Here is a 26,544-nt window from a genome sequence, read left to right as displayed (position 1 = left end):
GCCATCGCTGTCGGCTGCCCTCCGGGCCTGCCGGGTCGGCTCCGCCGTTCCCGGCTCCGCCGCCGCATGCCCGCCTCCCACCCCGCCCGCGTGTCGATCCGCGCGAGAGAGCAGGGGCAGGCGATGGCCAGCGTCTCCACCGACGAGGCGATGCGACGCGCGATCACGTTGGCCGCCCGGGGCCTGGGCACCACCAGCCCCAATCCGGTGGTCGGGTGCGTGTTGCTCGACCCGGACGGCGAGATCGTCGGGGAGGGCTTCCACGCCTACGCCGGGGGGCCGCACGCCGAGATCGTCGCGCTGGCGCAGGCCGGCGACCGGGCGAAGGGCGGCACCGCCGTGGTGACCCTGGAACCCTGCGACCACACCGGCCGCACCGGCCCCTGCACCCACGCGCTGATCCGGGCCGGGGTGGCCCGGGTGGTCGTCGCCGTGCCCGACCCCAACCCGGTCGCCTCCGGCGGCGCGAGCACGTTGCGCGCCGCCGGTGTCTCCGTCGAGCTGGGGGTACGCGCCGACGAGGCCGAGGCCGGCAACATCGCCTGGCTCACCTCGACGCGCCGGGGCCGGCCGTACGTGATCTGGAAGTACGCCGCCACGCTCGACGGCCGCTCGGCCGCCGAGGACGGCACCAGCATGTGGATCACCTCCGAGGCGGCCCGGATGGACGTGCACGCGCTGCGCGGCACCGTGGACGCGATCGTCGTCGGGGTCGGCACCGTACTGGCCGACGACCCCCGGCTGACCGTGCGCAACCTGCGCGACGGCACCCTCGCCATCCGGCAGCCGCTGCGGGTGGTGGTGGACAGCGCGGGGCGTACCCCCCTCGACGCCCGGGTCCGCGACGCCGCCGCCGACACCTGGATCGCCACCGCCGCCGAGGTCGGCGCGGGCCCGGACGGCCGGGTCGACCTGCCGGCGCTGCTCACCACGCTGCACCGGCGCGGGGTCCGGGCGGTCCTGCTGGAGGGGGGACCCCGCCTCGCCGGTGGGTTCCTCGCCGCCGGCCTGGTCGACCGGGTCGTCGGCTACCTCGCGCCCCGGCTGCTCGGCGCGGGGCCGACCGCGGTCCGCGACGCCGGCGTGCACACCATCGACGAGGCGATCGACCTGGAGATCGTCGACAGCACGCAGGTCGGAGCCGACCTGCGGATCACCGCGCTGCCCCGGAAGAGGGAGGGCTGACATGTTCACCGGCATCGTCGAGGAGCTGGGCGAGGTCGTCGGGGTGACCGAGACCGGGGACGACTCGGCGCTGGTCGCCGTCCGTGGCCCGCTGGTCGTCTCCGACGCCCGGCACGGCGACTCCATCGCGGTCAACGGCGTCTGCCTGACCGTGGTCGAGGTCGACGGGGACGTCTTCACCGCCGACGTGATGGGGGAGACCCTACGTCGCTCCGCGCTGGGCGCGCTGCGCCCCGGGGACCGGGTCAACCTGGAGCGGGCCGCCGCGCTCGGCAGCCGGCTCGGCGGACACCTGGTGCAGGGGCACGTCGACGGGGTCGGCGAGCTGCTCGACCGGGAACCGGCCGAGAAGTGGGAGACGGTCCGGTTCCACCTCCCCGCCGGCCTGGCCCGGTACGTGGTCGAGAAGGGCTCGATCACCATCGACGGGGTGTCGCTGACCGTCGCGTCCGTCGGCGACGACTGGTTCGCCGTCGGGCTGATCCCGACCACCCTCGCGTTGACCACCCTCGGGGTACGGCGCCCCGGCGACCCGGTCAACCTCGAGGTGGACGTGCTCGCCAAGTACGTCGAGCGGCTGCTCGGCGACCGGCTCACCGGCGGAGCCCGCTGATGGGGCCGCTGGCGTGGCTGCTCACCGCCCAGGTCGAGGTGGCCGGCTCACCGGTGCTGGTCCGGGAGATCGTCGGCAACGTCTTCGGGCTGGCCTCGGCGCTTCTGGGGCTGCGCCGACTGGTCTGGGCCTGGCCGGTCGGCATGGTCGGCAACGCCCTGCTGCTGACCGTCTTCCTCGGCGGGGTCTTCACCACCCCGCAGGCGCACGACCTCTACGGGCAGGCCGGCCGGCAGGTCTTCTTCTTCGCGGTGAGCTGCTACGGCTGGTGGCGGTGGTCGCGTACCCGCCGGCTCGGCGGCGCGCCGGACGGCGCGGCGGTCGTCCCCCGCTGGGCCACCGGCCGGGAGCGGCTGCGGATGCTGGCGGTGGCCGTGCTCGGCACCGCCGTGGCGTACCCGGTGCTCGCCGCGCTCGGTTCCTGGGGGCCGCTGCCGGACGCCTGGATCCTGGTCGGCAGCCTGCTCGCCACCTACGGCATGGCCCGTGGCTGGGTGGAGTTCTGGCTGGTCTGGATCGCGGTGGACGCGGTGGGTGTGCCCCTGCTGCTGCGCGGCGGCTTCTACCCCTCCGCCGCGATGTACCTGTTCTACGGGCTCTTCTGCGCCTGGGGCTTCGCCAGCTGGTGGCGCACCTCGGCGAGGACCGCGCGGGCGCCTCACGATCCCGTTCCGCACAGCTACCTGGAGGCTGCGGTATGACCACGTTCGGAACCATCGAGCAGGCGGTGGCGGATGTCGCCGCCGGCCGGCCGGTCGTCGTGGTGGACGACGCCGACCGGGAGAACGAGGGCGACCTGATCTTCGCGGCCGAGAAGGCCACCCCGGAACTGATCGCGTTCATGGTCCGCCACACCTCCGGCTACATCTGCGTGCCGCTGACCGAGGGCGAGTGCGACCGGCTGGACCTGCCGCCGATGCACCACACCAACCAGGACCGGCGCGGCACCGCCTACACGGTCACCGTGGACGCCCGGGAGGGGGTCAGCACCGGGATCTCCGCGGCCGACCGCGCACACACCATCCGGCTGCTCGCCGACGCCGCGACCAGCCCGGCCGACCTGGCCCGCCCCGGGCACGTGGTGCCGCTGCGCGCGCGGGAGGGCGGGGTGCTGCGCCGACCCGGGCACACCGAGGCGGCCGTCGACTTGACCCGACTGGCCGGGCTGCGCCCGGCCGGGGTCCTCTGCGAGCTGGTCAACGACGACGGCACCATGATGCGTCTGCCGGACCTGGAGAAGTTCTGCGCGGAGCACTCCCTCACCCTGATCACCATCGCCGACCTGATCGCCCACCGGCGGCGGACGGAGAAGCAGGTGGAGCGGGTCGCCGAGGCCCGGATGCCCACCACGCACGGAGTCTTCCGGGCGCTGGGCTACCGCAGCGAGCACGACGGCGCGGAGCACGTCGCCCTGGTCATGGGCGAGATCGGCGACGGCCGGGACGTGCTGGTGCGGGTGCACTCGGAGTGCCTGACCGGGGACGTCCTCGGCTCGTTGCGCTGCGACTGCGGTCCGCAGCTCGACGCGGCCCTGGCCCGGGTCGCGCAGGAGGGGCGGGGCGTGGTGCTCTACGTCCGGGGCCACGAGGGGCGCGGCATCGGCCTGCTGCACAAGCTCCGGGCGTACCAGCTCCAGGACCTCGGGCGGGACACCGTCGACGCCAACCTCGACCTGGGGCTGCCGGCCGACGCCCGCGACTACGGCACCGGCGCGCAGGTCCTCTACGACCTCGGGGTCCGCTCGATGCGGCTGCTGACCAACAACCCGGCCAAGCGGGCCGGGCTGGAGGGCTACGGCCTGACCATCTCCGGCCGGGAGGGACTGCCCATCCGTCCGCACCCGGAGAACGTGCGTTACCTGCGGACCAAGCGGGACCGGATGGGACACCTCCTCGACGAACTGGACGAGGTCACCGAGACGCCGCTGCGCCGGGTGGCCACGGCCGACGAGATCGGAGTCTGAGATGGCGGGATTCGGCGAACCCGGGGCGAGCGCGGTGGACGCGACCGGCCTGACCGTGGGCGTGGTCGCGGCCCGCTGGCACGGCGACCTCACCGACCACATGTGCGACCGGGCGGTGGCGGCCGCCGAGGCGTGCGGGGCCCGGGCCGTGGTCGCCCGGGTCGCCGGCTCGGTCGAACTGCCGGTGGTGGCGCAGGCGCTGGCCCGCCGCTGCGACGTGGTGGTCGCCCTCGGCGTGGTGGTGCGCGGCGCGACCGCCCACTTCGACTACGTCTGCCGGTCGGTCACCGACGGGCTGACCCGGGTCGCCCTGGACGAGGGGAAGCCGGTCGCCCACGGGGTGCTCACCGTCGACACCGTCGAGCAGGCCCGGGACCGGGCCGGGCTGCCCGGCTCGGCGGAGGACAAGGGCTGGTCGGCCACGGTCGCCGCCCTGGACGCGGCGCTGGCCATCCGGGGGCTGGACGCCGCCAACGGTCACCGGCTCGGGTTCGGCCGCTGACGGCTCGGGGCCGGCGGCTGACCCCGCCCGGCTGACGGCGGTACGGGTTCCGGCGTGGCCGACCCGACCCGCCCGGGACCCGGGCCACCGGGTCGCCCGGCGCGGCTGGAAGAATCGGCTCCCGTGAAGACGTTCGAGGAGTTGTTCGCCGAGCTGCAGGCCAAGGCCGCCGCTGGCACCCCGGGGTCGGGCACGGTCGCCGCGCTCGAGCGGGGTGTCCACTTCATCGGCAAGAAGGTCGTCGAGGAGGCGGCCGAGTCGTGGATGGCCGCCGAGCACGAGGGGCCGGAGCGAACCGCCGAGGAGATCTCCCAGCTGCTCTACCAGGTCCAGGTGCTGATGCTCGCCAGTGGTCTCGACCTCGAGGACGTCTACCGACATCTGTGAGTGCCTCACCCGACCGGTTGCGTCACGATCGAGATAAAGGAGCACTCCGTCATGCTGCGTGTCGCCGTACCCAACAAGGGCACCCTGGCCGAGCCGGCTGCCCAGATGCTGCGCGAGGCGGGCTACCGCCAGCGTACCGACGCCAAGGACCTGGTCTGCCGGGACGAGGGCAACGACGTCGAATTCTTCTACCTGCGTCCGAAGGACATCGCCACCTACGTCGGTTCCGGTGACCTCGACCTCGGCATCACCGGCCGGGACTTGCTGATCGACTCCGGCGCGCCAGCCGAGGAGGTGGTCGACCTGAACTTCGGCCGGGCCACCTTCCGGTTCGCCGCCCGCCCCGACGACATCGACTCGGTGCAGAAGCTGGGCGGGCACCGCGTCGCCACCGCCTACCCGGGCCTGGTCGAGCGGTACCTCGCCGACCTGGGTGTGCAGGCCGAGGTGATCCGCCTCGACGGGGCGGTGGAGAACGCCGTCCGGCTGGGGGTCGCCGACGTGGTCGCCGACGTCGTCTCCACCGGGGCCACCCTGCGCCAGGCCGGGCTGGTGGTCTTCGGAGAGCCGCTGCTGCGCTCGGCGGCGGTGCTGGTCCGCCGCACCGGGGCTCCCGGCTGCGCCCAGGCCGACCAGCTGCTGCACCGGCTGCACGGGGTCCTGGTCGCCCGCCGGTACGTGATGCTCGCCTACGACGTGCCGGCGAACCTGCTGGAGCGGGCCAGTGCGCTCACCCCGGGCATCGAGTCGCCGACCATCTCCCCGCTGCACCGGGAGGGCTGGGTCGCCGTGCAGGCCATGGTGGCCCGCGACGAGGTGCACCGGATCATGGACGAGCTGTACGAGGTGGGCGCGCGGGCCATCCTGGTCACCAACATCCACGCCTGCCGGTTGTGAGACCGCTGCCGCCGACGGTCGCCCTCGCCCTGGTGGCGCTGGGCGGGGTGGCCTCGGCGGCCCAGGGCGTGATCAACGCCGAGTTCGGGGAGCGGGCCGGTGACCCGGTGCTCGGCGCGGTCGTCAACAACGTCGGCGGCAGCGCGCTCGTCCTGCTCGCCCTGCTGACCTGGCCGTCGATCCGGACCGGGCTGCGTGGCCTGCGCGCCGCCCGGCTCCCCTGGTGGTCGTACCTGGGCGGGTTGGGGGGCGCGACGATCGTCGTGGTCGCCACGTACGTCGTACCGGTGCTCGGGTTGGCGGCCTTCACCATCGCCCAGGTCGCCGGGGGCAGCCTCGGTGGGCTCGCCGCGGACCGGGCCGGTCTCGCCCCGGTGGGGCGGCTGTCGTTGACCGGCCCCCGGGTGGCCGGCGCGCTGCTCGGCCTGGCGGCGGTCACCCTGGCCCAGCTCGGCCGTCCGGTGGGGGAGCTGGCCGTCGGTCCGGTCCTGCTCGCCGTGGCCGGTGGCCTGGGGGTGGCTCTCCAGTCCGCGCTCAACGGCCGGGTCGCCGCCGCCGTCGGTACCGGCGCCAGCACCGCGGTCAACTTCGCGGTGAGCACGGCGGGGGTGTTCACCGCCGCGGCGGTCGCCGGCAGCCTCCTCCGACCCCCGGCGAGCTGGCCCGCCGATTGGTATCTCTGGACCGGCGGGCTGCTCGGGGTGACCATCGTGGTCGCCCTGCTGGTCGGGGTGCGGTCGGTCGGCGTGCTGCGCACCGGTCTGGTGCTGGTCGGCGGGCAGCTCGGCGGTTCCCTGCTGCTCGACGCGCTGCTGCCCGGCGGCGCGGGGCTGCGGCTGCCGGTGCTGGCCGGCGCGGTGCTCACCCTGCTCGCCGCCGTGCTGGCCGGCCGGGGTGGGCGAGTGCGCGGGACGCGGCCGACGGTGGGTGCGGAGCCCGGGACCGGTGCCGTGGCCGCCGGGGACCGTCCCCCGGCGACGGACCGGGGACACTGATCGCCCGACGCGGTGCACGGCTGTGCGGGTGGCGCCGCGGTCGGATGGCAGACTGGTGGGGTGAGCGATCCCGACCTGGTACGCCTGCGTCCCCGCCGGATCCGGGTGGTCTGCTGGTCCTCGGCCGTCGCCCTGGTGGTGGTCTTCAGCCTGGTGGCCACCTCGCTGCGCGGCCCGACCGGGTTCGGCTACGGAACCTTCCAGCGGGGTGACCAGCTGGCCATGGTCGGCCTGGGTGTTCTCTTCGCGCTCGGTGCCCTGCTCTTCACCCGGCCACGGGTCGAGGCCGACGCGCACGGCGTCCGGGTGCGCAACATCATCGGCTCGTACGAGCTGCCCTGGGACGTCGTCCGCAACGTCCGGTTCGATCGCGGGGCGCCCTGGGCGAGCCTGGAGCTGTACGACGACGACCTGCTGCCGATGGTGGCCCTCCAGGCGGCGGACAAGGAGCTGGCGGTGGACGGGGTGCGCGCCCTGCGGCGGCTGCACCGGGCCCGCCAGGCCACCCTGGCCCAGGGCTGAGCCCCGGTCGGCGGGGCGATTTGGGCGGTACCCCGACGGGGGTGTAGTGTGACTCTGTCGACCAGGCTGCCGTGTGCAAATGTGAGCAGCCCTGAAGTGGAGCGCCTGCTCCCACCCGAGTCGCCCGCGACGGCGGCCGGGTCCGGTCACCGGTTCCGGGTGCATCCCGGTGCCGGATGCGCGATCATGTGATCGTGCCGACCGGTCGAGCGGGCCCTGGCATGCGCCGGGGCCTTCTGCTTTCCGAGTCGGTTCCCACCCGGGAACCGCGGGGTCGGCCACGTAGGAGAACCGACTCGAGGAGGCCCCATCAGCGTCGAACCACGCGTGAACGAGCAGATCCGGGCACGTGAGGTCCGACTGGTCGGCCCTGAGGGTGAGCAGGTGGGCATCGTCCCGCTGGAGCGCGCCCTGCAGCTGGCCGCGGACGTCGACCTGGACCTGGTCGAGGTTGCGCCCATGGCGCGCCCGCCGGTGTGCAAGCTCATGGACTTCGGCAAGTTCAAGTACGAGAGCGCACTCAAGGCGCGCGAAGCGCGGCGTAACCAGCAGCAGACCGTCATCAAGGAGATGAAGCTCCGGCCCAAGATCGATCCGCACGACTACGAGACCAAGAAGGGTCACGTGGTGCGGTTCCTCAAGGCCGGCGACAAGGTCAAGGTGACGATCATGTTCCGTGGTCGCGAGCAGAGCCGCCCGGAGCTGGGTTACCGGCTCCTGCGCCGGCTCGAGTCGGAGATCTCGGAACTGGGGTACGTCGAGGCCGCTCCGAAGCAGGACGGTCGAAACATGATCATGGTTCTCGCTCCGCACCGTGCCACCAAGGCCGCCGCCACGGCAGCCCGGACCGGCGCACCGCGGGAGCGGGAGGCCGGTGCCGCCGAGGCACCACCGGCCGAAGCGGCCGAGCCCGCCGGCACGACCGGCGAGTAACAGGGGAGAGACGTTTCACATGCCGAAGATGAAGAGCCACACGGGTATGGGCAAGCGGGTCAAGGTGACCGGCAAGGGCAAGGTCGTTGCCCAGCAGGCCGGGCTGCGCCACAACCTGGAGAAGAAGCCCTCCACCCAGACCCGGCGGCTGACCGGCACGGTCGAGCTGGCCAAGGCTGACGTCAAGCGAATCAAGAAGCTGCTCGGCCGCTGACGCGCGCCACTTGACCACTAGTAAGGAGTAGTTGAATGGCACGCGTCAAGCGGGCTGTGAACGCCCAGAAGAAGCGTCGTACCCTGCTGGAGACCGCGAGCGGTTACCGCGGCCAGCGCTCCCGCCTGTACCGCAAGGCCAAGGAGCAGGTGCTGCACTCGATGCAGTACGCCTACCGGGACCGTCGTGACCGCAAGGGCGACTTCCGGCAGCTCTGGATCCAGCGGATCAACGCCGGTGCCCGTGCCAACGGGATGACCTACAACCGGCTGATCCAGGGGCTCCGGCTGGCCGGCGTCGAGGTCGACCGCAAGATCCTGGCCGACCTGGCCGTCAACGACGCGACGGCGTTCGCCGCCATCGTCGAGGTCGCCCGCGCCGCCGTGGCGGCCGAGGGCACCGGTGGCGCGGCGGCTCAGGCCGCCTGACCCACCGCATCCGGTCATCGAGGCGTCTCCCATGCCGTCACCTGCGCACGGGAGGCGCCTCGACGCCGTCCCGGGCCCGTTCACCCCACGCACCCCCCGGGTGGCCGCCGCCCGTCGGCTGCACCGCCGCCGTGACCGAGACGCCACCGGACGCTTCCTCGCCGAGGGGCCGCAGGCCGTCCGGGAGGCCCTGACCCGGCCCGGCCTGGTGGTCGAACTCTTCGGCACCCCGGCCGCCCTCGACCGCCACCGCGACCTCGCGGCCCGTGCCGCCACGGCCGACGTACCGGTCTCCGAGGTCACCGACGAGGCGCTCGCCGCCCTCGCCGAGACCGTCGCCCCGCAGGGGCTGGTCGCGGTCTGCCGCCACCTGGACGTCCCCCTCGACCGGGCGCTCGCCACGGCTCCCCGGCTGGTCGCGGTGCTCGCCGGCATCCGGGATCCCGGGAACGCCGGCACCGTGCTGCGCACCGCCGACGCCGCCGGGGCGCAGGCGGTGGTCTTCGCCGGGGACACCGTCGACCCGTACAACGGCAAGTGCGTGCGGGCCTCCGCCGGGAGCCTCTTCCACGTCGACGTGGTCCGCGCCACCGACCCCGGCGAGGTGGTCGGCGCGCTCCGCGCCGCCGGACTCACCGTCCTGGCCACCACCGGGTACGGCGACAGCGACCTCGACGACCTTGCCGACGCCGGCCGGCTCGCCGCCCCCACCGCATGGCTCTTCGGCTCCGAGGCGCACGGCCTGCCCGGGGAGCTGACCGACGCCGCCGACGCCCGGGTCCGGGTGCCGCTGCACGGCCGCGCGGAGAGCCTGAACCTGGCTGCGGCGGCTGCCGTCTGCCTGTACGCTTCAGCGAAAGCACAGCGATCCCCCGTGCGGGGATCCTCCGCGAAGGAGAGCGTCCGCCCGTGAACGCGCCTCGGCGTTCGTTTAGCCAGCCCGCCGGTGTCGGCGGGCGGCGGGCCTGACTGCTCCGCGCGTCCCTCCCACCGGCGGGCTGCGGCACAGCCGCGCGTCCGTAGACTCGCCTGGCCGTCCCGGGAGGGCGGCGCCGCCGTGAGGGAGTGCCCGTACGCCATGACCTATCGCAACGATCCGTACGACCCGAAGCAGGTCGCCCTGCTCGACCCGGCCGCCCTGGCCGCCGCCGTGGCCGACGCCGAGAAGGCGTTCGCCGACGCCGCCGACCCGGACGCGCTGACCGCGCTGCGCCCCGCGCACCTCGGTGACCGGTCCCCGGTCTCGCTGGCCCGCCGGGAGATCGGCGCCCTGCCACCGGCCGCGAAGTCCGACGCCGGCAAGCGGGTCAACGAGGCCCGCCGGGGCATCGAGACGGCCTACGCCGCCCGGCTGGAGATCCTGGAGCGGGAGCGGGCCGCGCGGGTGCTCGTCGAGGAGCGGGTGGACGTCACCCTTCCCTACGACCGGCGGCCCCGGGGCGCGCGTCATCCGATCAGCACCCTGATGGAGCAGATCAGCGACCTCTTCGTCGGGATGGGCTACGAGGTGGCCGAGGGCCCCGAGGTCGAGCTGGAGTGGACCAACTTCGACGCGCTCAACATCGGCCCGGACCACCCCGCCCGGGGACTCATGGACACCTTCCACGTCGCCGGCACCGACGCTCCCGGCCAGGGGCAGGTGCTGCGGACGCACACCTCGCCGGTGCAGGCCCGGTCCATGCTCACCCGCACGCCCCCGATCTACGTGGTGGTGCCCGGCCGGGTGTACCGCACCGACGAACTCGACGCCACCCACTCGCCGGTCTTCCACCAGGTCGAAGGGCTCGTGGTCGACCGGGGCATCACCATGGCCCACCTGCGCGGCACCCTCGACCACTTCGCCCGGGCGATGTTCGGCGAGGGCGCGAGGACCCGCTTCCGGCCGCACTACTTCCCGTTCACCGAGCCGTCCGCCGAGTTCGACGTCTGGTTCCCGGAGCACCGGGACGGGCCGCGCTGGGTCGAGTGGGGCGGCTGCGGCATGGTCAACCCGCGGGTGCTGCGGGCCTGCGGCATCGACCCGGAGGTCTACTCCGGGTTCGCGTTCGGCATGGGCATCGACCGGACGGTCATGTTCCGGCACGGGGTCAGCGATCTGCGGGACATGGCCGAGGGCGACGTGCGGTTCACCCGCGCGTTCGGCACCGGGGCGTAGCGGGAATGCGGGAACGAGACACGGAGACGGTGGTCTAGAGGCATGCGAGTTTCAGTCAGTTGGCTGCGGGAGTACGTCGACCTGCCCGCCGACCTCGACCCGGCCGACCTGGAGCGGGCCCTGGTCGACCTCGGCATCGAGGTCGAGTCCCTGGTGGACCTGCGGGCCACGGTCACCGGGTCGCTGGTCGTCGGTGAGGTCCGTGAGATCGAGGAGCTCACCGGCTTCAAGAAGCCGATCCGGTTCTGTCTGGTCGACGTCGGCGACGCCAACGGCACCGGCGAGTTGCAGGAGATCGTCTGCGGGGCGCGCAACTTCGCCCCGGGCGACCGGGTGGTGGTGATCCTCCCCGGTGGCGTGCTCCCCGGTGGGTTCGCCATCGGCGCCCGGAAGACGTACGGGCGCAACTCCCACGGCATGATCTGCTCGGCGCGGGAACTGGGCCTCGGCGACGACCACTCGGGCATCATCGTGCTGGACGCCGACAACCCGGCCAAGCCCGGCGACGACGCGCGCCCGGCGGTCGGGCTCGACGACGTGGTCGTCGAGCTGGAGATCACCCCTGACCGGGGCTACCAGATGTCGGTCCGGGGCGTCGCCCGCGAGCTGTCGCACGCCTTCGGGGTGCCGTTCCGCGATCCGGGGCTGGTGCCCGCGCCCGGCGGGACGTCACGTCCGGCGTACCCGGTGGAGGTGCGTGACCCGGTGGGCTGCGACCGGTTCGTCGCCCGGATGGTCCGGGGCGTCGACCCGACCGCCCGGACCCCGGAGTGGATGGGCCGCCGGCTCGCCGTCGCCGGCATCCGCAGCATCTCGCTGCCGGTCGACATCACCAACTACGTGATGCTCGAGCTGGGCCAGCCGATGCACGCCTTCGACGCCGACCGGCTCGTCGGCCCACTGGTGGTACGCCGGGCCGAGCCGGGGGAGAAGCTCACCACGCTGGACGGGGCGACCCGCAGCCTGGCCGGGGAGGACATGGTCATCTGCGACGAGACCGGTCCGATCTCCCTCGCCGCGGTGATGGGCGGCGAGACCAGCGAGGTGGTCGCCGGCACCACCACCGTGCTCTTCGAGGCCGCGCACTGGGACGCGGTGATGGTCGGGCGCACCGCCCGCCGGCACAAGCTGTTCAGCGAGGCGGCGAAGCGGTGGGAACGCGGCGTCGACCCGGCGCTGCCGCTGGTCGCCATCGAGCGGGCGGTGCGGCTGCTCACCGAACACGGTGGCGGCACCGCCGACGCGGAGATCCTCGACATCGACCACGTCCGGCCGTCCACCCCGGTGAGCCTGCCGGCCGACCTGCCGACCCGGCGGGTCGGTGTGGACTACCCGCCGGCCCGGGTGGTCGCCCTGCTGGAGCAGGTCGGCTGCACCGTGACCCAGGGCGTCGACCGGCTCGGGGAGGACCCGGGCACGGTCGGGGTGGCCGCCGGTGGCGCAGCCGTGCTCAGCGTCGTCCCGCCGACCTGGCGACCGGACCTGACCGACCCGGCGGACCTGGTCGAGGAGGTGGTCCGCCTCGACGGGTACGACCGCGTCCCGTCGGTCCTGCCGCCCGCTCCGCCCGGTCGAGGGCTCACCCCCGCGCAGCGGCGGCACCGGGCGGTCGCCCGGGCCCTGGCCGAGCAGGGGTACGTCGAGGTGCTCGCGCACCCGTTCGTCGCCCCCGACCTCGCCGACCAGCTCGGCCTGCCCGCCGACGACCCGCGTCGGGTCGCGGTGCGGCTGGCCAACCCGCTGTCGGAGGAGGAGCCGCTGCTGCGCACCACGCTGCTCGGCCCGCTGCTGGGCATCCTGAAGCGCAACATCGGCCGGGGTCACCGGGACCTGGCCCTCTACGAGACCGGGCTGGTCTTCCACCCGCGTCCGGAAGCCGGCCCGTCGCCGGTGATGGGCGTGGACCAGCGTCCCTCCGACACCGAGTTCGCCGCCGCTGACGCGACCCTGCCGGCACAGCCCCGGCATGTGGCCGTCGTGCTGGCCGGGGACGTCGAACCGGCCGGCTGGTGGGGGGCCGGGCGACCGGCGAGCTGGGCGGACGCCGTCGAGGCCGGCCGGACGGTGCTCGCCGCCGCCGGGATCGACGCGCACCGGGTCGGCGTGCGCGCCGCCGGGTACGCCCCCTGGCACCCGGGGCGCTGCGCGCAGCTGCTGGTCGACGACACCGTCGTCGGGTACGCCGGTGAGCTGCACCCGTCGGTGCTGGCCACGCTGGAACTGCCCCGGCGGACCGCCGCGATGGAGCTGAACCTGGACGCGGTGCCGGCGGCCGGGATCGTCCCGGCGCCGACCGTTTCCGGATTCCCGCCCGCGCTGATCGACGTGGCGCTGGTGGTGGACGACGCCGTCCCCGCCGACGAGGTGCGCCGAGCCCTCGTCGAGGGGGCCGGCGAGCTGCTGGAGTCGGTCCGGCTGTTCGACGTGTACGCCTCGGCACAGCTCGGTGCGGGGCGCAAGTCGCTGGCGTACAAGCTCACCTTCCGCGCCCCCGACCGCACCCTGACCGTCGAGGAGGCGGTGGCCGCCCGTGACGCGGCGGTCGCCACGGCAGCCTCCCGCTTCGGCGCGACCCTGCGCGGCGCCTGAGGTGGTAGCAGGGGTCCCTTGTTACCGCTTTCTGTGGAGCAGGGGGCCCCTGCAGACACCCGAGCCGGCCCGTTGCTGCGGTGCTCATCCGGCGGCGGGGTCGAGCTTCCCCGCCTTCTGCAGGCCTGGCAGATCCCGGACGGTGATCCGTCGGTAGTCCGTCTCTACAAGGCCGTCACCACGGAGCTCGCGGAGCGCCTTGTGGACCGATGTCTCGGCGGCACCGCAGATGGTGGCCAGTTCCGGCTGGGTGAGCCGGACGTCGATCACCACGCCGTCCCGTTGCTGCCGACCGTGAGTGCGGCACATCTCCGCGATGACTCGGGCCACCCGCTCCTTGACCCCGTAGCCCGTGAAGTCGATCCGGCGGCGGTTTGACCAGCGAAGGCGGTCCGAGACCATCGCCGCCAGTTCCAATGCGGCGTCGGGATGGTTCCGCAGGAACAGTTTGAAGCGGTCGGGCCGGATGACGCTGTAACGGGTCGGTCGGCAGGTGGTGATGGTCGCCGAGCGGGGCTCGCCGTTCAGCGCGGACATCTCGCCAACCAGGTCTCCGCCAATCCGTAGGGCGAGGAGCGCGGTACGCCCGTCGGGCAGGTTCGCGGTCACCTTGGTGAGCCCCTCCTCCAGCAGGACCAGGTGTGACTCCCGGAACCCCTCGTGGATGACGATCTGCCCGGCGTCGACCTGTCGGCGTACGCCGAGATCGAACAGCGCGGTCCGGGCCGATGGAGTAAGAGGTCGCGCGGAATGGTGGGTTGATCGGCGCGCCTGAACGGATGCAGACACAGAACTGGTGATCATGAAGTTGCTGACGCTCCGTGATCACGGGAGGTTCTGTGCCTGCCATCCCAGCATGGCTGATCGAGCCGTTGTGGGTCCAGTTCGCCGCGCTGCTCCCCGATCGGCCGACCTACCAACCGACACATCCGCTGGGCTGTCACCGCAAGCGGATCGATGACCGCATCGTGTTCGACAAGCTGGTCCAGGTGTTGCGGTTCGGCTGCGCCTACGAGGCGATCGCCGATGCCACCTGTTCGGCCACCACGATCCGCGGCCGCCGTGACGAGTGGATAGAGCTTGGGGTGTTCGCCCAGCTCAAACAGATCGCCCTGGACGCCTACGACCGGCTCGTCGGCCTGGTCCTCGACGACATCGCCGTGGACGGCTGCATCACCAAGGCTCCCGGCGGCGGCGAGGCCGCCGGACGCTCACCGGTCGACCGGGGCAAGCAGGGCATGAAACGCTCGTTGATGGTCGACGGCTACGGCATCCCCCTCGGCCGGGTCCTGGCCGGCGCGAACCGACACGACTCACCCCTGCTCGGCCCCACCCTCGACCACCTCGACGACCTCGGCCCACTACCCCAGGCCATCACGGTGCACCTCGACGCCGGATACGACTCCCAGGTCACCCGCGCCCTGCTGGCCGAGCGCGGCCTGACCGGTGAGATCGCCCACAAGGGCGACAAGGCGCCCATCCAGGCGAGCCAACGGTGGCACGTCGAACGGACGAACAGCTGGCACAACGCGTTCAACCGGCTGCAACGCTGCTACGAACGAACAGAGAAGGTCATCGACGCCTTCTTCGACCTCGCCGACGCGATCATCACCGTCCGCAGCCTCATCCGGCGTGCATGGACCCTCTACCGGTGGAACAACCGACCCGCCCGCCGCCGATGATCAACAACCATTCCGCGCGACCTCTAAGGCGTTGCAGGAATGTGCCGTACGGCCAGTCGCCCTTGTCCCCATGTCGCGGCATCGGCACGTGCGCTCTCCTCCCAAATCTGGTCGTGACCAAGCGTAACCACGCTGGTGCGCCTCGTGATGAACGTACAAGGTGGAGTGACTCCGTGAGTGCCGCCAGGGCCACCAGGAGGATCAGGGCCGCCGGGGAGATCCCGGCATCGAGCAGTGCCTCGACGAGGTGTGCGGTCATGAGTCGAGCAGACCCCGGACCGCTGCGGAAAACCCCCTCATGGAACGGGTTGACGGCGGGGCGACAAACCGTACTAGTACGGGGTCTCGCCGCTGTGCTGGCGATCTCATGTCCGGGTGACGCGCCACCCGGTGCGTCAGCGATGGAGGACATGGGAGATGAACCATCCCGAACGACGGCTGCTGATCGCCGTCGACATGGAGCGTTACAGCCGTCGGGGAAACCGGCACCAGTACGAGGCGCAGCAAGCGTTCCAGCAGGTGCTGCACGAGGCGGCCAACGCCGTCGGACTGGACCGGGTCCAGTGGAAGACCCAGCAGGCCGGTGACGGGGAACTGGCGATCCTGCCTCCGGACGTCCGTGAGCCGTTGCTGCTCGGACGTTTCGTGCCGGAGCTGAACCGGATACTGCGGGCCTACAACAGCAGCCGGATCCCAGAGGCGCGGATCCGGCTGCGCGTCTCCATCCACCAGGGGCTGGTGCACCTCGACGGGGCGAACGGCTTTCCCGGCCACGCGGTCATCGAGGTGTGCCGGCTCTGTGAGGCGAAGCCGCTGAAGCAGGCGCTTGCGCAGTTTCCGAACGCCGGGGTCGGATTGATCGTCTCCTCGGACATCTACCGGGATGTCGTCACCGAGTATCCGGAGGAGCTGCGGCCGGACCGGTTCCGGCGGGTCGAGGTGCGCCACCCGGACAAGGAGTTCCGGGAGTCGGCGTGGATCTGTGTGGTGGACGAGGACCTGCGTCCGTCGCGTACCGGACTCGTCGAAGGGGGCGAGGACCGCCCGGACGGAGGATCTCCGGCGCGCCGGCGTGGGCCACGCAACCCGCGTAACCCGTCGGGTCCCGGCAATGGTGCGATCCACACCGGGGACGTGCGAGTGGACGGTGCCAACGCGATCGGTCACGGCACGACCGCGATCGGATCCGTCGGGGCGACGCCCATTTCGGGGGGAGCCGGCCTTGAGTGAGGACGGGTATCCCATCGAGGATGAGGAGTGGGTCTCCGCTGAGGGGGCCGGCTTCGACGCGACTACCGGGCGACCATGGCCGTCAGACGACGGCGCTGCGGCGGGCCAGGCGCCGGAGGCCGAGCATGCCCCGGACCCGACCGAGACGCCGGCCGACGACGAGGCCCTGATCGAGGAGGAGGTCGAGGCACCCGATCCGCGCGTCGTCATCTCCGGCATCGAGGACCTGTTCGGTCGGCTCGGCGCCGTCCGCACCGGGAACGTGCGGGTCCGGGGTGCCAACGCCACCGGACACAGGGCGGTCGCGATCAACACCCTCACTGTACGGACCGGTGCCGATGGCAGTGAGCGGGTGTGGTGTGAGGAACTGACCGCCACGCAGGTACGCCAGATGGGGGACGGGTACGCGCCGACGGCCACCGACGAACTGCTCGACCAGGCGATCAATCGGGACCCGTTGGTGCGGCTGGCCGGAGCGGACGGAAGCGGGCGCCACTCCACCGCGTGTCTGGCTCTGGCTCGACGGTACGGCCCGGACCGCGTCGCCGTCCTCACGGCGGCCGACCTGGCTGACCTGGCCGGGGTCGACGGGCTGTTCACGAGCGGTGTCGGTTACGTCGTCCCGGACCCGGGGCCGCCGGGTGTCGACGGCCTGGTCCTCGCCGGCCTCGCCACCCGCGCTGCGAACCGTCGCTGCACCGTCATCCTGCTGACCGCAGGCGGGACCGAGTACGGGTTGTCGGTGCCGACCGTCGTCCACAGGGCGCCCGCCCCGGTGGATGTGTTCGCGGCACAGCTGTGGCGGCACCTGCGCGGCGACTGCCTCGGCGCTTGCGCTGGGGAGTGCCAGGGTGACTGCGTGCAGTCCTACCTGGACGACGAGTGCCTCTCCCAGCCTGCCCTGAAGGCATACCTGGCCGGAACGCCACGACCCTGGGAGGTGGTGCAGGTGGTCGCGGCGATCGCGGAACGTACCCCGTCCGGCAACCGACTCGCCCGGGCGCTCGACCAGTTGCTGCCGCAGCAGGTGCGCCAACGGGCCCGGGAAATCCTGGCCCCGTCGGCGGACACGTATCCCGGTGGCGCAGATCACCTACGGGCATTCCGGCTCTCGTGCGCGGTGCTGGCCGGACAGACCGTGACGGAGATTCACGACGCGGCGCACCGGCTGCTCCGCCCGTACCTTGACGAGCCGGTATCCGGCCCCGACGCCGGACTCCGGGGACCGGATCTGGATGCGTTGCTGGGTGGCGTGCTGTCCCAGGCAGTCGTGATCGAACCCGACGACGTGGCGTCGAGCCGTCGTCGGTTGCGTTTCCGTCCCACGGAGGAAGAACTTCGGCGGAACCTGCTCGACGTGGCCTGGTCCGAGTGGGCGCCAGAGCGGTTACTCGGCTGGTTCGGCGCCCTCGCCCGCTCCACCGACTCGGCGATACGGCAGGCTGGGGCAGCGGCGATCGGCTGGGCTGCCGGCCGGGATGTCGACGCGGCGCTGGCACTGGTGGATGATCTCGCCCGGGCCCAGCGGGCCAGGGTGCGCCAGGCGGCCGGCATCGCCCTCGTCGCCATGGCCATGCAGCGTCCCTTGCGGCACCGGGTACGGACCCAGTTGTCCCGCTGGGCGAGCGGAAGGGCCTACCAGCGTGACACGGTCGCCCGGGCGTACGCGTTGGGACTCGCCCGACTGTGGCCGGACGTGGCATTGGCCCAGCTCCGGCTGGCCGCGCAGTTCCGGTCGCAGCGCTGGCACAACTCGGTGGGTCGGGCCCTCGTCGACATTCACGAGAGCGGCCAGAGCGCCCTGATGTTGCACGAGCTGGCCCGGTGGGCGGTCAGCGGCGAGCCGGAACTGTGTCTGCACGCGGCGCGGACGTTCCGGCTACTCGCCGAACGGTGGTCGCCGGCTCCCGACGACCACTGGCCCGAACTGCTCGACCTGCTGCGTGCGAACGCCGTCCCATTGTTCGACCTGGTGGTGCTCCTGCGCACCGCTTTGTGCCTGCCTGCGACGGCCTACCGGTCCTGGCGGATCGTCGGCTACTGGATCAACCAAGCCGACGGTCGTCTCGGAGTCGCGGACGCATGCCTGGAGTTGCTACGGGCCGTCATCACGACACCCCAACTCCGGCGTCGCCTCCGCCACCAGGTACGTCATGTGTGGCGCCCGATCATGCCCCAGAACCGCCTGCTCCCCGCTGTCGCCCAACTCGCTGTCGAGGACCTGACATGACCGTCTTCTCGTCCGATCGATCCGTCACGTCGCTCTGTGCGCGGTTCAGCCGCTGGTGGCGGGACTCCACCCACACGACCGCGCCGGAGGTGCTCATCACTGCGCCGGCCCCGCCGCCGCTCGCAAACCTGGTGCTACGCCGGGAGGCGCCGGAACCGTTGCGCGTGCCGGCCATGGGGGACGCCTTTGACTTCCACGTGCACCCCGCCTACACCTGGACGGGGAAGGGCGGGTCTTTCAGTGAGTTTCGCGAGCGGATCGACGGTTACCTCGGCTGGGCCGGCCACCTCGTCCGGGACCAGTCGGCCGACCTCGCCCGGCGACGCGAACCGCACCGGTCGCACCAGCTGGAACAGGACTTGAACGCCCACTTCGCCGGCAAGTCCTGGCCCCGCACGGGTGAGGGCCCGCGGTTCACCGTCCAGGTACGCGTACTGCCCGATCAGCGGATCCGCGAGCGCCTGCGGCCGTACTGGGAGGAGCGGATCAGTCTTGAGTGTGCACACGAGCTGGCCACTCTGCGTACCCGGCAGGCGGAGGAGCTGACCAGTCGATGGCGCGAAGTGCTCTGCAACCTGCACGACGATCCGGTCACCCGACATGCGGCACGCCTGACAGAGAAGCAGTTCGCCCAGGTCTTCGGCGAGTACGCCGAAGAGCGCCGACGGGTGCCCATGGAGCTGGCCGATCTGCTTCGGGATGCTCTGAAGGGGCACCATGACCTGGGGCTCGGCCCGTCGGAGTACACCGAGGCATGGGATGCGGCGATCCGCGCCCACCAGCGTCAGTACGGGCTGGCCGTGGAGCCGACCTGACCGTTGCCGTGTTGGGTGTGCCGGTGCTGTCCGCGCCGAAGTCGATACGGCTGTACCGCACACCCAATCCATCGTCATGCAGTGCTCCGTAGGAATTTGCGGTTCGGATCTCGCTCCTGCTAGCCTGACTGCATAGTCATGCGGAGGTGGGTATGGGTATCCGAATCGCGGTCGCGGGGGCGAGCGGCTACGCCGGGGGCGAGCTGCTGCGCCTGATCGCGGGGCACCCGGAGTTCGACCTCGTCGCCGCCACCGCGCACAGCCAGGCGGGCCAGCCGGTCGCCGCCGTACATCCGCAGTTGGCCGGGCTGGACCTGACCTTCGCCGTCACCGACCCGGCGGCCCTGGCCGACGCGGACCTGGTCTTCCTGGCCCTGCCGCACGGCGAGTCGGCGGCGCTCGCCGCCACGCTTCCCCCGACGGTGCGGGTGGTCGACCTCGGGGCCGACCACCGACTGGCCGACGCCGCCGCCTGGCAGCGGTACTACGAGGGCCCGCACGCCGGGACCTGGACCTACGGCCTGCCCGAGCTGGCCGGCCAGCGCGCGGCGATCGCCGCCGCCGACCGGGTCGCCGCCACCGGCTGCTACGCGGTGGCCACCACCCTCGCGCTCGCGCCGCTGGTCGCCGCCGGGGCGGTCTCGCCCGCCGACGTGGTCGTGGTCGCCGCCTCCGGCACCTCCGGCGCCGGCCGGACGGCCAAGTCGCACCTGCTGGGCAGCGAGGTGATGGGCGACCTCTCGCCCTACAAGGTCGGCGCGCACCAGCACGTGCCCGAGATCAAGCAGGCCAGCGGCGCGACCGGGCTGAGCTTCACCCCGGTCCTCGCGCCGATGCCGCGCGGCATCCTCGCCACGGTCACCGCCGTACCGGCCACTGCCGACGTGGACCCGCGCGCGGTGCTCGCCGAGGCGTACGCGGACGAGCCCTTCGTGCATCTGCTGCCCGAGGGGCGCTGGCCGCACACCGCCGCCACGCTCGGCTCCAACTCCTGTCACCTCCAGGCCACCCGGGACGCCGACAGCGGTCGGGTGATCGTGGTCAGCGCGATCGACAACCTCGGCAAGGGCGCGGCCAGCCAGGCGGTGCAGTGCGCCAACCTGATGCTCGGCCTGCCCGAGACCACCGGCCTCTCCGTCTGGGGGATCGCCCCGTGAGCGTGAGGAGTGCAGCGCAGCGGAGCCCCGCAGTCGCGAACGAAAGGAGAGCCCCGTGAGCGTGAGGAGTGCAGCGCAGCGGAGCCCCGCAGTCGCGAACGAAAGGAGGACACGGTGACCGTCACCGCGCCCCGGGGGTTCCGGGCGTCCGGCGTCGCCGCCGGGCTCAAGACCAGCGGCGCCTCCGACATCGCCCTCGTCGTCAACGACGGTCCCGACGCCACCGTGGCCGGGGTGTTCACCGCAAACCGGGTCAAGGCCGCCCCCGTGCTCTGGACCCAGCAGGTCGTCCGGGGCGGCGTGGTCCGCGCGGTGGTGCTCAACTCGGGCGGCGCGAACGCGTGCACCGGCCCGGCCGGCTTCCAGGACACCCACGCCACCGCCGAGCACACCGCCGCCGCGCTCACCTCGGCCAGCCCTCGCCTGCGGCTCGGCGCGGGCGACGTGGCGATCTGCTCCACCGGGCTGATCGGCGAGCGGCTGCCGATGCCGAAGCTGCTCACCGGCGTGCGGGCGGCGATCCGGGGACTCTCCCGGGACGGTGGGGACGACGCCGCCGAGGCGATCATGACCACCGACACCCGACCGAAGACCACCCTCGTCCGGGGCACCGGCTGGACCGTCGGCGGGATGGCCAAGGGCGCGGGCATGCTCGCCCCGGCCATGGCGACCATGCTCTGCGTGCTCACCACCGACGCGGTCGCCGGCCCCGCCGCGCTCGACGCCGCGCTGCGCGCCGCCTGCCGGGTCACCTTCGACCGGATCGACTCGGACGGCTGCATGTCCACCAACGACACCGTGCTTCTGCTGGCCAGCGGCGCTTCCGGTATCGAGCCGACCGAAGCGGAGCTGACCGCCGCGGTCACCGCCGCCTGCCACGACCTGGCCCAGCAGCTCCTCGCCGACGCCGAGGGCGCCACCAAGCAGATCGCCATCGAGGTGGTCGGCGCGGCCGACGCCGACGACGCGGTCGAGGTGGGTCGCGCGGTCGCGCGGAACAACCTGGTCAAGACCGCGCTCTTCGGCAACGACCCGAACTGGGGACGGATCCTCGCCGCCGTCGGCACCACCGCCGCCGCCTTCGAGCCGGACGGCGTCGACGTCGCCGTCAACGGCGTCTGGGTGTGCCGGGGCGGGGCCGCCGCCGAGGACCGCTCGAAGGTCGACCTGACCGGTCGGGACGTCACCATCCGGATCGACCTGCACGCCGGCGGCGACCAGGCCACCGTCTGGACCAACGACCTGTCCCACGCGTACGTGCACGAGAACTCGGCCTACTCCTCATGACCCTGACCAGCGATCTCACCCGCGCCCAGGCCAAGGCCGCCACGCTGATCGAGGCGCTGCCCTGGCTGGCCCGCTTCGCCGGGGCCACCGTGGTCGTCAAGTACGGCGGCAACGCGATGATCGACCCGGCACTCCAGCGGGCCTTCGCCACCGACATGGTGTTCCTCCGCCACGCCGGCCTGAAGCCGGTGGTGGTGCACGGCGGGGGGCCGCAGATCTCCGCGATGCTCGACCGGCTCGGCATCACCAGCGAGTTCCGGGGCGGCCTGCGGGTCACCACCGGCGAGGCGATGGAGGTCGTCCGGATGGTCCTGGTCGGCCAGGTCGGCCGGGAACTCGTCGGCCTGATCAACGCCCACGGCCCGTTCGCGGTCGGCCTCTCCGGCGAGGACGCCCGGCTCTTCACCGCCGTGCGCCGGCCCGCCTACGTTGACGGGAAGCCGGTCGACATCGGCCTGGTCGGGGACGTCGGGTCGGTCGACGTCTCCGCGGTGACCGACCTGGTCGCCGCCGGCCGGATCCCGGTGATCTCGACCGTCGCGCCGGACGCCGACGGGGTGCTGCACAACCTCAACGCCGACACCGCCGCCGCCGCGCTCGCCGTCGCCCTGCGGGCCCGCAAGCTCGTCGTCCTCACCGACGTGCCCGGTCTCTACACGGACTGGCCGGACACCACCAGCCTGGTCAGCGAGATCACCGTCGACGACCTGGCGGAGCTGCTGCCCCGGCTGGAGTCCGGCATGGTCCCGAAGATGGAGGCGTGCCTGCGGGCGGTGCGCGGCGGCGTCCCCGCCGCGCACGTGGTGGACGGCCGCGTCGCCCACTCCACACTGCTCGAGGTGTTCACCTCGGAAGGGTTCGGAACGATGGTGATCCCGTCATGAGCACGCTGGTCGAACGCTGGTCCCAGGCGATGATGGACAACTACGGCACCCCGTCGCTCGGGCTGGTCGCCGGGCGCGGCGCCGTCGTGGTCGACGAGGCGGGCCGGGAGTACGTCGACCTGGTCGGCGGGATCGCGGTCAACGCGCTCGGCCACGCCCACCCGGCGGTGGTGGCCGCCGTGTCGAAGCAGATCGCCACCCTGGGCCACGTCTCCAACCTGTTCGTCGCCGAACCACCGGTCGCCCTGGCCGAGCTGCTGCTCGCCCTCGCCGGCCGGCCGGGCCGGGTCTTCTTCGCCAACTCCGGCGCGGAGGCCAACGAGGCGGCGTTCAAGCTCTCCCGGCTCACCGGGCGCACCCACGTGGTCGCCACCGAGGGCGGCTTCCACGGCCGCACCATGGGTGCGTTGGCGCTCACCGGTCAGCCGGCCAAGGCCGACCCGTTCCGCCCGCTGCCCGGCGACGTCACCCACGCCCCGTACGGCGACGCGGCAGCGCTCGCCGCGGCGGTCACCGACGCCACGGCCATGGTGATCCTCGAACCGGTCCAGGGGGAGAACGGCGTCGTCGTACCGCCCGCCGGCTACCTCGCCGAGGCCCGGCGGGTCACCGCCCGGCACGGCGCGCTGCTGGTGCTCGACGAGGTGCAGACCGGCGTCGGCCGGACCGGCCACTGGTTCGCGCACCAGGCCGAGGGGATCGAGCCCGACCTGGTCACCCTGGCCAAGGGGCTCGGCGGCGGGCTGCCGATCGGGGCCTGCCTGGCCTTCGGCCGGGCCGCCGACCTGCTCGGTCCCGGCTCGCACGGCACCACCTTCGGCGGCAACCCGGTCAGCTGCGCCGCGGCGCTCGCGGTGGTCTCCACCATCGCCAGCGAGGGGCTGCTCGACCATGTGAAGCGGGTCGGTGAGCGGCTCCGCCGGGGGGTCGAGGCGCTCGGCCACCCGCTGGTCACCGGGGTACGCGGCGCGGGCCTGCTGCTCGGCGTGGTGCTCGCCGCGCCGGTGTCGAAGCCGGTCACCGAGGCGCTGCGGGCCGCCGGGTTCCTGGTCAACCCGGTGCAACCGGACGTCGTCCGGCTGGCCCCGCCGCTCGTCCTCACCGCCGAGCAGGTCGACGCCTTCCTCGCCGCCCTGCCCGCAGCCCTCGACGCGGCGGCGGTCCCGGCCGCCGCGTCGAGCCCCGCCACCGTCCCGACGACCACCCCGGAGACACTTCCATGACCCGGCACCTGTTGCGGGACGACGACCTGACCCCCGCCGAGCAGGCGGCCGTACTGGACCTGGCGGCCCGGATGAAGGCCGACCGGTTCGGCTACCGGCCCCTGGCCGGTCCCCGCTCGGTGGCGGTGCTCTTCGACAAGCAGAGCCTGCGCACCCGGTTCTCCTTCGACGTCGGCATCGCCGAGCTGGGCGGTCACCCGCTGGTGGTGGACACGCAGGTCACCCACTTCGGCCGGGGCGAGACCCTTGCCGACGCGGGCCGGGTGCTCTCCCGGTACGTGGCGGCGATCGTGCTGCGCACCCACGGCGACGACCGGATCGCCGAGGTCGCCGAGGCGGCCACCGTGCCGGTGGTCAACGCGCTCACCGACGGCTTCCACCCCTGCCAGCTCCTCGCCGACCTGCTCACCGTCCGGGAGCGGTGCGGCGGCACCGCCGGACGGACCCTGGCGTACGTGGGGGACGCGGCGAACAACCTCGCCCACTCGTACCTGCTGGCCGGGGCGACGGCCGGGATGCACGTCCGGGTCGCCGGGCCGGACGGGTTCGCTCCGGACCCGGCCGTGCTGAGCCGGGCGGCCGAGATCGCCGCCGGCACCGGCGGCTCGGTACGGGCGCTGACCGACCCGGTCGCCGCAGTGGCCGACGCCGACGTGGTCGCCACCGACACCTGGACCTCGATGGGGCAGGAGGCGGACGGGCTGGACCGGATCACCCCGTTCCTGCCGTACCAGGTCGGCAAGGAACTCCTCGGGCACGCCGCGCCGGACGCGATCGTGCTGCACTGCCTGCCGGCGCACCGGGGCGAGGAGATCACCGACGAGGTGCTCGACGGCCCGCAGAGCGCGGTCTTCGACCAGGCGGAGAATCGCCTGCACGCCCAGAAGGCGCTGCTGACGTTTCTCCTGGAGGCACCCCCGTCATGACCGCCCCGTCGACCCGTACCGCCCGGCACGCCCGCATCGTCGAGCTGATCCGCGACACCGCCGTCCACTCGCAGACCGAGCTGGCCGACCGGCTGGCCGCCGACGGCGTCCAGGTCACCCAGGCCACCCTGTCGCGGGACCTGAAGGAACTGGGCGCGGTGACCGTGCGCGGCGGCGACGGCCGAGGCGTCTACCTGATCCCCGAGGACGGCCACCGGCCGCTGCGTGACGCGGAGACCGCGCCGACCCGGCTGGTCCGGCTGCTGCGCGAACTGCTCAACGGCGTGGACGCCAGCGGCAACATCGCCGTCCTGCGCACCCCTCCGGGTGCGGCGCACTACCTGGCCAGCGCGCTCGACCGAGCGGGCCTGCCCGAGGTCGTCGGCACCATCGCCGGCGACGACACCATCCTCGTCGTGGCCCGCGAGGGCACCGGCGGGGCCGCGCTGGGCGAGAAGCTCAGTGCCTGGTCCCGCCGGGAAGAGAACGTTGAAGGGAGCACCACATCATGACCGAGCGGGTCGTCCTGGCGTACTCCGGAGGGCTGGACACCTCCGTCGCCATTCCCTACCTGGCCGAGCAGACCGGCGCCGAGGTGATCGCGGTCGCGGTCGACGTCGGGCAGGGCGGCGAGGACCTCGACGCCATCCGGCAGCGCGCGCTGGACTGCGGCGCGGTGGAGTCCGAGGTGGTCGACGCGCGCGACGAGTTCGCCGCCGAGTACTGCCTGCCCGCGATGCGGGCCAACGCCCTCTACATGGACCGCTACCCGCTGGTGTCCGCGCTCAGCCGGCCGCTGATCGTCAAGCACCTGGTCGCGGCGGCCCGCACGCACGGCGGCACCATCGTCTCGCACGGCTGCACCGGCAAGGGCAACGACCAGGTCCGCTTCGAGGTCGGCCTGGCCGCGCTCGCCCCGGACCTGAAGATCATCGCCCCGGCCCGGGACTTCGCCTGGACCCGGGACAAGGCGATCGCCTTCGCCGAGGAGAAGGGACTGCCGATCGACGTGTCGGCGAAGTCGCCGTACTCGATCGACCAGAACCTCTGGGGCCGGGCGGTGGAGACCGGCTTCCTGGAGGACATCTGGAACGGTCCGATCGAGGACCTCTACTCGTACACGTCCGACCCGGCGGAGCCGCGCGACGCCGACGAGGTGGTCATCACCTTCGACGCCGGTGTGCCCGTGGCGATCGACGGGGAGACCGTCACCCCGTACCAGGCGATCGGTGAGCTGAACCGGCGGGCCGGTGCGCAGGGGGTCGGCCGGCTGGACATGGTCGAGGACCGGCTCGTCGGCATCAAGAGCCGCGAGGTGTACGAGGCCCCGGGCGCGATCGCCCTGATCACCGCCCACCAGGAACTGGAGGCGGTCACCGTCGAGCGGGACCTGGCCCGGTTCAAGCGCGGCGTCGACCAGCGCTGGGGCGAGCTGGTCTACGACGGCCTCTGGTTCTCCCCGCTCAAGCGGGCGCTGGACGCCTTCATCGACGACGCCCAGCAGCAGGTCTCCGGCGAGGTGCGGCTGACCCTGCACGGCGGGCGGGCCACCGTCACCGGCCGGCGTTCCGAGGCCAGCCTCTACGACTTCGGCCTGGCCACCTACGACACCGGGGACACCTTCGACCAGTCCCTGGCCAAGGGCTTCGTGCAGCTGTGGGGCCTGCCGAGCAAGATGGCCGCGGCCCGGGACGCCCGGCTGGGCGGCTGACGGCGGTGACCACCAC

General features: G+C 72.9%; 27 protein-coding genes. 26 read left to right on the top strand and 1 reads right to left on the bottom strand.

Translation table 11 applies throughout. From position 1 onward, the window contains the following. Nucleotides 1-123 precede the first annotated feature (123 nt). From ribD to pheT, 15 genes are all read left to right on the top strand, one after another. Nucleotides 124-1,185: a bifunctional diaminohydroxyphosphoribosylaminopyrimidine deaminase/5-amino-6-(5-phosphoribosylamino)uracil reductase RibD gene (ribD, locus tag GA0074694_RS26600; RefSeq protein WP_091462728.1), complete on the top strand. Its 1,062-nt coding sequence runs from the start codon at nt 124-126 to the stop codon at nt 1,183-1,185. Between the two features lies 1 nt (nt 1,186). Continuing rightward, nucleotides 1,187-1,798, top strand: coding sequence for a riboflavin synthase (locus tag GA0074694_RS26595; RefSeq protein ID WP_091462727.1), 612 nt, complete (start codon nt 1,187-1,189; stop codon nt 1,796-1,798). After that, nucleotides 1,798-2,499, top strand: a complete 702-nt coding sequence (gene pnuC / locus GA0074694_RS26590) for a nicotinamide riboside transporter PnuC (protein ID WP_091462726.1) — start codon at nt 1,798-1,800, stop codon at nt 2,497-2,499. The genes GA0074694_RS26595 and pnuC overlap by 1 nt, the downstream gene beginning before the upstream one ends. Beyond that, nucleotides 2,496-3,761, top strand: a complete 1,266-nt coding sequence (locus tag GA0074694_RS26585; protein WP_091462725.1) for a bifunctional 3,4-dihydroxy-2-butanone-4-phosphate synthase/GTP cyclohydrolase II — start codon at nt 2,496-2,498, stop codon at nt 3,759-3,761. The genes pnuC and GA0074694_RS26585 overlap by 4 nt, the downstream gene beginning before the upstream one ends. Before the next feature lies 1 nt (nt 3,762). Next, nucleotides 3,763-4,263, top strand: a complete 501-nt coding sequence (gene ribH, locus GA0074694_RS26580) for a 6,7-dimethyl-8-ribityllumazine synthase (RefSeq protein ID WP_091462724.1) — start codon at nt 3,763-3,765, stop codon at nt 4,261-4,263. A gap of 123 nt (nt 4,264-4,386) precedes the next feature. Further along, nucleotides 4,387-4,650, top strand: coding sequence for a phosphoribosyl-ATP diphosphatase (locus tag GA0074694_RS26575; protein ID WP_091462723.1), 264 nt, complete (start codon nt 4,387-4,389; stop codon nt 4,648-4,650). 51 nt (nt 4,651-4,701) lie between these two features. Further along, entirely contained in the window at nt 4,702-5,547 is an 846-nt protein-coding gene (gene hisG / locus GA0074694_RS26570; RefSeq protein ID WP_091462722.1) for an ATP phosphoribosyltransferase, read from the top strand. Next, a complete protein-coding gene (locus GA0074694_RS26565) occupies nt 5,544-6,542 on the top strand; it encodes a DMT family transporter (protein ID WP_091462721.1) in 999 nt (332 codons plus the stop codon). Before hisG ends, GA0074694_RS26565 begins: the two co-directional genes overlap by 4 nt. A gap of 60 nt (nt 6,543-6,602) precedes the next feature. Further along, nucleotides 6,603-7,064, top strand: a complete 462-nt coding sequence (locus tag GA0074694_RS26560) for a PH domain-containing protein (protein WP_176738132.1) — start codon at nt 6,603-6,605, stop codon at nt 7,062-7,064. Nucleotides 7,065-7,391: 327 nt separating this feature from the next. Next, entirely contained in the window at nt 7,392-7,997 is a 606-nt protein-coding gene (infC, locus tag GA0074694_RS26555; RefSeq protein WP_091462720.1) for a translation initiation factor IF-3, read from the top strand. A gap of 19 nt (nt 7,998-8,016) precedes the next feature. Further along, nucleotides 8,017-8,211, top strand: coding sequence for a 50S ribosomal protein L35 (gene rpmI / locus GA0074694_RS26550; protein WP_091462719.1), 195 nt, complete (start codon nt 8,017-8,019; stop codon nt 8,209-8,211). A 35-nt stretch (nt 8,212-8,246) separates the two neighbouring features. Then, nucleotides 8,247-8,639 (top strand): 50S ribosomal protein L20, encoded by a 393-nt coding sequence (gene rplT, locus GA0074694_RS26545; RefSeq protein WP_088984921.1) that lies wholly within the window; start codon nt 8,247-8,249, stop codon nt 8,637-8,639. 31 nt (nt 8,640-8,670) lie between these two features. After that, nucleotides 8,671-9,552, top strand: coding sequence for a TrmH family RNA methyltransferase (locus GA0074694_RS26540; protein WP_091464047.1), 882 nt, complete (start codon nt 8,671-8,673; stop codon nt 9,550-9,552). Between the two features lie 165 nt (nt 9,553-9,717). After that, nucleotides 9,718-10,794, top strand: a complete 1,077-nt coding sequence (gene pheS, locus GA0074694_RS26535) for a phenylalanine--tRNA ligase subunit alpha (RefSeq protein WP_091462718.1) — start codon at nt 9,718-9,720, stop codon at nt 10,792-10,794. 42 nt (nt 10,795-10,836) lie between these two features. Next, complete coding sequence (pheT, locus tag GA0074694_RS26530) at nt 10,837-13,383, top strand: phenylalanine--tRNA ligase subunit beta (RefSeq protein ID WP_091462717.1); 2,547 nt, start codon at nt 10,837-10,839, stop codon at nt 13,381-13,383. An 84-nt stretch (nt 13,384-13,467) separates the two neighbouring features. Here the strand turns inward: pheT and GA0074694_RS26525 are convergent, their stop codons facing one another. Then, the gene (locus tag GA0074694_RS26525; protein ID WP_245714920.1) at nt 13,468-14,172 is read right to left on the bottom strand and encodes a Crp/Fnr family transcriptional regulator; all 705 of its coding nucleotides are present in this window, start codon (nt 14,170-14,172) and stop codon (nt 13,468-13,470) included. A 50-nt stretch (nt 14,173-14,222) separates the two neighbouring features. Here GA0074694_RS26525 and GA0074694_RS26520 point away from each other — a divergent pair, with 50 nt between their 5' ends. From GA0074694_RS26520 to GA0074694_RS26470, 11 genes are all read left to right on the top strand, one after another. Continuing rightward, the gene (locus GA0074694_RS26520) at nt 14,223-15,065 is read left to right on the top strand and encodes an IS5 family transposase (RefSeq protein ID WP_091453604.1); all 843 of its coding nucleotides are present in this window, start codon (nt 14,223-14,225) and stop codon (nt 15,063-15,065) included. A 417-nt stretch (nt 15,066-15,482) separates the two neighbouring features. Further along, nucleotides 15,483-16,295, top strand: a complete 813-nt coding sequence (locus tag GA0074694_RS26515; protein ID WP_091462715.1) for a hypothetical protein — start codon at nt 15,483-15,485, stop codon at nt 16,293-16,295. Next, nucleotides 16,288-18,525 (top strand): hypothetical protein, encoded by a 2,238-nt coding sequence (locus GA0074694_RS26510; RefSeq protein ID WP_091462714.1) that lies wholly within the window; start codon nt 16,288-16,290, stop codon nt 18,523-18,525. The genes GA0074694_RS26515 and GA0074694_RS26510 overlap by 8 nt, the downstream gene beginning before the upstream one ends. Then, entirely contained in the window at nt 18,522-19,340 is an 819-nt protein-coding gene (locus GA0074694_RS26505) for a hypothetical protein (protein ID WP_245714919.1), read from the top strand. Before GA0074694_RS26510 ends, GA0074694_RS26505 begins: the two co-directional genes overlap by 4 nt. A gap of 152 nt (nt 19,341-19,492) precedes the next feature. Then, complete coding sequence (argC, locus tag GA0074694_RS26500; protein WP_091462713.1) at nt 19,493-20,497, top strand: N-acetyl-gamma-glutamyl-phosphate reductase; 1,005 nt, start codon at nt 19,493-19,495, stop codon at nt 20,495-20,497. A gap of 114 nt (nt 20,498-20,611) precedes the next feature. Then, a complete protein-coding gene (gene argJ, locus GA0074694_RS26495) occupies nt 20,612-21,784 on the top strand; it encodes a bifunctional glutamate N-acetyltransferase/amino-acid acetyltransferase ArgJ (protein WP_091462712.1) in 1,173 nt (390 codons plus the stop codon). Then, a complete protein-coding gene (argB, locus tag GA0074694_RS26490; RefSeq protein WP_091462711.1) occupies nt 21,781-22,668 on the top strand; it encodes an acetylglutamate kinase in 888 nt (295 codons plus the stop codon). The genes argJ and argB overlap by 4 nt, the downstream gene beginning before the upstream one ends. Further along, on the top strand, nt 22,665-23,891 hold the full coding sequence (locus GA0074694_RS26485; protein ID WP_091462710.1) for an acetylornithine transaminase: 1,227 nt from the start codon (nt 22,665-22,667) through the stop codon (nt 23,889-23,891). Before argB ends, GA0074694_RS26485 begins: the two co-directional genes overlap by 4 nt. Further along, a complete protein-coding gene (gene argF / locus GA0074694_RS26480; RefSeq protein WP_091462709.1) occupies nt 23,888-24,817 on the top strand; it encodes an ornithine carbamoyltransferase in 930 nt (309 codons plus the stop codon). Before GA0074694_RS26485 ends, argF begins: the two co-directional genes overlap by 4 nt. After that, nucleotides 24,814-25,329, top strand: coding sequence for an arginine repressor (locus GA0074694_RS26475; protein ID WP_091462708.1), 516 nt, complete (start codon nt 24,814-24,816; stop codon nt 25,327-25,329). Before argF ends, GA0074694_RS26475 begins: the two co-directional genes overlap by 4 nt. Then, on the top strand, nt 25,326-26,528 hold the full coding sequence (locus tag GA0074694_RS26470; RefSeq protein WP_091462707.1) for an argininosuccinate synthase: 1,203 nt from the start codon (nt 25,326-25,328) through the stop codon (nt 26,526-26,528). Before GA0074694_RS26475 ends, GA0074694_RS26470 begins: the two co-directional genes overlap by 4 nt. The last annotated feature ends 16 nt before the right edge of the window (nt 26,529-26,544 follow it).

The sequence above is a fragment of the Micromonospora inyonensis genome (assembly GCF_900091415.1).
Lineage (GTDB): Bacteria > Actinomycetota > Actinomycetes > Mycobacteriales > Micromonosporaceae > Micromonospora > Micromonospora inyonensis.
Note: the sequence above shows the minus strand (reverse complement) of the source record. Positions and strands in the feature narration are given on the sequence as shown.